Origin of the sequence: Bradyrhizobium sp. (assembly GCF_019244115.1) — a bacterium.
Lineage (GTDB): Bacteria > Pseudomonadota > Alphaproteobacteria > Rhizobiales > Xanthobacteraceae > Bradyrhizobium.
Genome location: NZ_JAFATE010000752.1, coordinates 1 through 4,024, shown reverse-complemented (window position 1 = coordinate 4,024; position 4,024 = coordinate 1). Strand labels below are relative to the sequence as shown.

The 4,024-nt window shown below is 63.9% G+C and carries 3 protein-coding genes and 1 pseudogene; 3 read left to right on the top strand and 1 reads right to left on the bottom strand.

Annotation, left to right across the window (positions count from 1 at the left end; translation table 11 throughout):
* The 3 genes from JOZ76_RS32385 to JOZ76_RS32375 all read left to right on the top strand — a co-directional run.
* A partial coding sequence (locus JOZ76_RS32385; RefSeq protein ID WP_291705461.1) for a sugar ABC transporter substrate-binding protein occupies positions 1-604 on the top strand: 604 nt, incomplete at its 5' end.
* Positions 605-611: 7 nt separating this feature from the next.
* The gene (locus JOZ76_RS32380; protein WP_291705460.1) at positions 612-2,114 is read left to right on the top strand and encodes a sugar ABC transporter ATP-binding protein; all 1,503 of its coding nucleotides are present in this window, start codon (positions 612-614) and stop codon (positions 2,112-2,114) included.
* A 15-nt stretch (positions 2,115-2,129) separates the two neighbouring features.
* Positions 2,130-3,167, top strand: a complete 1,038-nt coding sequence (locus tag JOZ76_RS32375; protein ID WP_291705459.1) for an ABC transporter permease — start codon at positions 2,130-2,132, stop codon at positions 3,165-3,167.
* 165 nt (positions 3,168-3,332) lie between these two features.
* On the opposite strand, the pseudogene JOZ76_RS32370 reads toward JOZ76_RS32375, so the two are convergent.
* Positions 3,333-4,024, bottom strand: a pseudogene (locus JOZ76_RS32370) (phosphotransferase); the annotation flags it as partial.

The following is a 4,024-nucleotide window of genomic DNA, read 5'->3' as shown; positions in this document are numbered from 1 at the left end:
GCTCGATCAGATCAACGTCCACTCCTTCCTCGCGCCCGACAACGAGTTCATGGGCGCTTCGGTGACGCAGGCGCTCTGCAATGCCATCAACGGCAAAGGCAAGGTGATCATGACCCAGGGCGCTCTCGGCCACACCGGCGCCCAGGGCCGCGCAAAGGGCTTCAACGCGGTGGTCAAGCAATTCCCGGGCATCGAGGTGCTCGACACCCAGCCGGCCGACTGGGACGTCTCGAAGACGGCACGGCTGTGGGAGACCTATCTCACGAAATATCCGCAGATCGACGCGGCCTTCTTCCACAATGACGACATGGCGCTCGCCGCCTACAACATCATGAAGGCGCACAATCGCACCAACATCCTGATCGGCGGCGTCGACGCCATGCCGCCGGCGATCCAGGCGGTCAGCGAAGGCCGGATGTTTGCGACCGTACGCAACCCTTCCTGCCGCATCCATGGCGGTGCGATCGTGGCCGGCGTTGCCGCCGTCGTCTCGGGCGAAAAGACCGACAAGGGCATCCCGAAGAACGTCGTGACGGACGGTCCGGTCGTGACCAAGGCCAACGCACCGGGCATGCAGTGGATGGAGGATCACTTCCTGATCTGAAGTCGCGATGTCTGACGGCCGCCCGCCCATCCTCGAGCTCAAGGGCATCACAAAAGCCTTCGGCGGCGTCGAGGCGCTCCGTGGGGTCGACTTCGCGCTTTTCCCCGGCGAGATCCATGGTCTCGTCGGGGAGAACGGCGCAGGCAAGAGCACGCTGATGAAGATCATCGCCGGCGTGCACACGGGCTTCTTGGGCCGTTTCGTCCTGGATGGGCGGGACGTGCATTTTCGCTCCGCGCGCGACGCGCTCGCGGCCGGCATCGCCATGGTGCATCAGGAGCTGAGCGTCGCGCCCGACCTGTCGGTTGCCGAGAACGTGTTTCTCGGCACCCAGCCGACCAACCGCTTCGGCATCGTGCAGTGGCGAAAAATGGCCCGCGAAGCCCGCCAGCAACTCTCCCGGCTAGGCATCGATGTCGACCCGAATACAAGGCTCGGCGACCTGCCGATTGGCCTGCAACAGCTGATCGAGATTGCCCGCGTGCTGTTCTCCGGCGCGCGCATCATCATTCTGGACGAGCCGACCTCGGCGCTGTCGCCGCCGGAGGTGGAACGGCTGTTCTCCACTCTGCGCCGGCTGCGCGATCAAGGCACCGCCATCGTCTTCATCTCGCATTTCATCGAGGACATTTTGCGCGTCTCCGACACGGTGACCGTGTTCCGCAACGGCCGGAAAGTCGCTGAGACCGCCGCCACCGCGACCAGCAAGGGCGCCCTGATCGAGGCCATGACCGGCCGCGGCGGCGAGGCGCTGGAAGAGACCTACACCCACGATATCGCGCTGCCGCCAAAGGCCGGCGGCCCGATGGTGCTGGAAGCAAGCGGCATCTCGCTCGCCCGCAGCCTGCGCGACGTCACCTTTCAGGTGCACGCCGGCGAGGTTTTGGGCGTCTACGGTTTTATGGGCTGCGGGCAGCTCGAGCTTGCGCGCATCCTGTTCGGCAAACTCGCGCCCGACCATGGCGAACTCGTCGTGGCCGGCGGCGGCAAGGCGTTTGGCAACACTGCCGACGCGCGGCGGGCCGGCATCGCCTACGTTCCCGAAAGCCGCCGCGCCATGCTGTTTCACCAGGAGCCGGTCTACAAGAACGTCTCGATTGCGATCCTCGACCGCATTTCATCCCTGTTCCTCAAGCCGGCGCAGGAGCGCGCCATTGCCAGGCGCCAGGTCGAGCAGCTGCAGATCAGGCCGGCGGCCGTCGACCTCGACCTCGGCATGCTTTCCGGCGGCAATCAGCAGAAGGTGGCGCTGGCAAAATGGCTGACCCATCCGCCGCGCGTACTGGTGCTGTGCGAGCCGACCCGCGGCATGGACGTCGGCGCCAAGAGTGACGTGATCCAGATCATCCGTGATCTCAGGGCGAAAGGGCTTGCGATCATCGTGCTGTCGACCGAACCCGAAACGGTGCTGTCGCTGGCCGACCGCATCATCGTGCTGAAGCGCGGTGTGGTGGTGCGCGAGTTCGCGGGCGAGGCGATCAGCAAGGATCGCCTCCTGGAAGCGGCGTAACGGAGACTTAAGGACATGGCGAGCGGCGAAGGCGTGACAGTTCCGGAGGCGAGCCGGCAGCGATCGCACAGGCTTAGCGTCATCCTGCGCTCGCAGATGCGCAACATCGCACCGTTCCTGACCTTGATCTTCCTTTCCGCCTTCTTTGCGGTCGCAAGTCCCTCCTTCGCGACGATCGACAATGTCGGCAATATCCTGACCCAGGTGTCGGTCACCGGCATCATCGCCGTCGGCCTCACCTTCGTGATCCTGTGCGCCGAGATCGATCTTTCGATTGCAAGCATCGCCAATGTCACCGGCATCGCCGTGGCCTATTTCACGGTGCAGGAAGCCTATGTGAACATCGCCAACGTGCCGCTCCCCGGATGGGCGGCGATTTTGCTGTCACTCGTGCTGTGCGGCCTGCTCGGCTTCGTCAACGCGTTCGGGCTGACCGTGATCGGGATCCCGTCCTTCATCATGACGCTTGCCATGATGCAGATCGCGGCCGGCATCTCGGCGCTCTTGGTACGCGGGCAGATCGCCTACAAGGTGCCCGACCTGATCGCCACGCTCGGCTCGGGGTCGATCGGTGGCATCCCCTGGATCGTGATCGTCGCGGCCATCATGCTGCTCGCCGGCCATCTGGCGCTGACCTACACGCGCTTCGGCCGCTACGTCTACATGGTCGGCGGCAACCGCGAGGCGGCGGAATATTCCGGGCTGAACGTCAATCTCATCCTCGGCAGCGTGATGGTCATCTCCGCAGTCTGCGCCGGCATTGGCGGCATGCTGGGCGTGGCGCATTTCGGCAGCGCGCAGCAGAACGAGTTCGACACCTATCTGCTCGATTCAATCGCCGCCGTCGTGGTCGGCGGCACCAGCCTGTTCGGCGGACGCGGCGGCATCGGCAACACCATCGTCGGCCTGTTCGTGCTCGGCGTGCTCAACAACGGGCTCGACCACGTCAACATCGACAGCTTTTTGAAAATCCTGATCCGCGGACTGATCCTGCTCGCCGCGCTGGTCATCAACGTCTATGCGCAGCGGCTGCGCGCGAAGGCGGTGGATTGATACGCGCGATCCCGCCGCCATCATGGCCGGGCAAAAGCGCGAAGCGCGTCTTACGCGCGTTCGCGCCGATGTTCCGGTCATCCACGTCTTTGGTGCAATAAGAAAGAAAGACGTGGATGGCCGGCACAAGGCCCGGCATGACGAGTAGCCCAAGTTCACCTTCTCTTACCGGCCAAAATCCGGTTGCCAGTCGCGCAGCGCCTGCGCGGCGCGGGTCACCGCGCTGATGCTCGTAAAGGACGGCGTATCCAGCATCATGGTGCGGGCGAGATGCAGACTGCGCGCCTCGCAAATCGCGCGGCGCTTCAAATCCTCGATCAGTTCGAAATCGATGTTGTGAGCGAGGCCCAGAATGCGGCGGATCGTCTTGGCCGCGGCAAATCCGACCACGTCCTGAAACAGCCGGTCCATATAGGACTGGCGCTCGCTCTCGAGCCGCGCGGCGCCGGCCGCACCCTCGAACAGCGTCGCGGGTAGGCATCACCCTTGGCTTCGCGCCGCCACAGATCGAGGAATTTTCGCGCGAACTCGGCCCAGACGTTTTCGACCGTCTTCAGCACCCAGGCTTCGAAGGCGCGACGTTCGCCTGTGACCCGCTCATGGCCGTCGGAGGCAAAATAGGCCATCAGCAGGTTGGCGATGACAGCACCGACATCGAATCCCATCGGCCCGTAAAAGGCGAATTCGGGATCGATCACCCTGGTGTCGCTCTCGGTCACCATGATCGAACCGGTATGGAGATCGCCATGGATCAACGCCTCCGGGGAGCTCATGAATTTCAGCTTCAGCCTGGAGATCGCGACATGCAGGTCGAGATCCTCGCGAAAACTCGCGGCGGTCGTATCGAGATAAGGCTC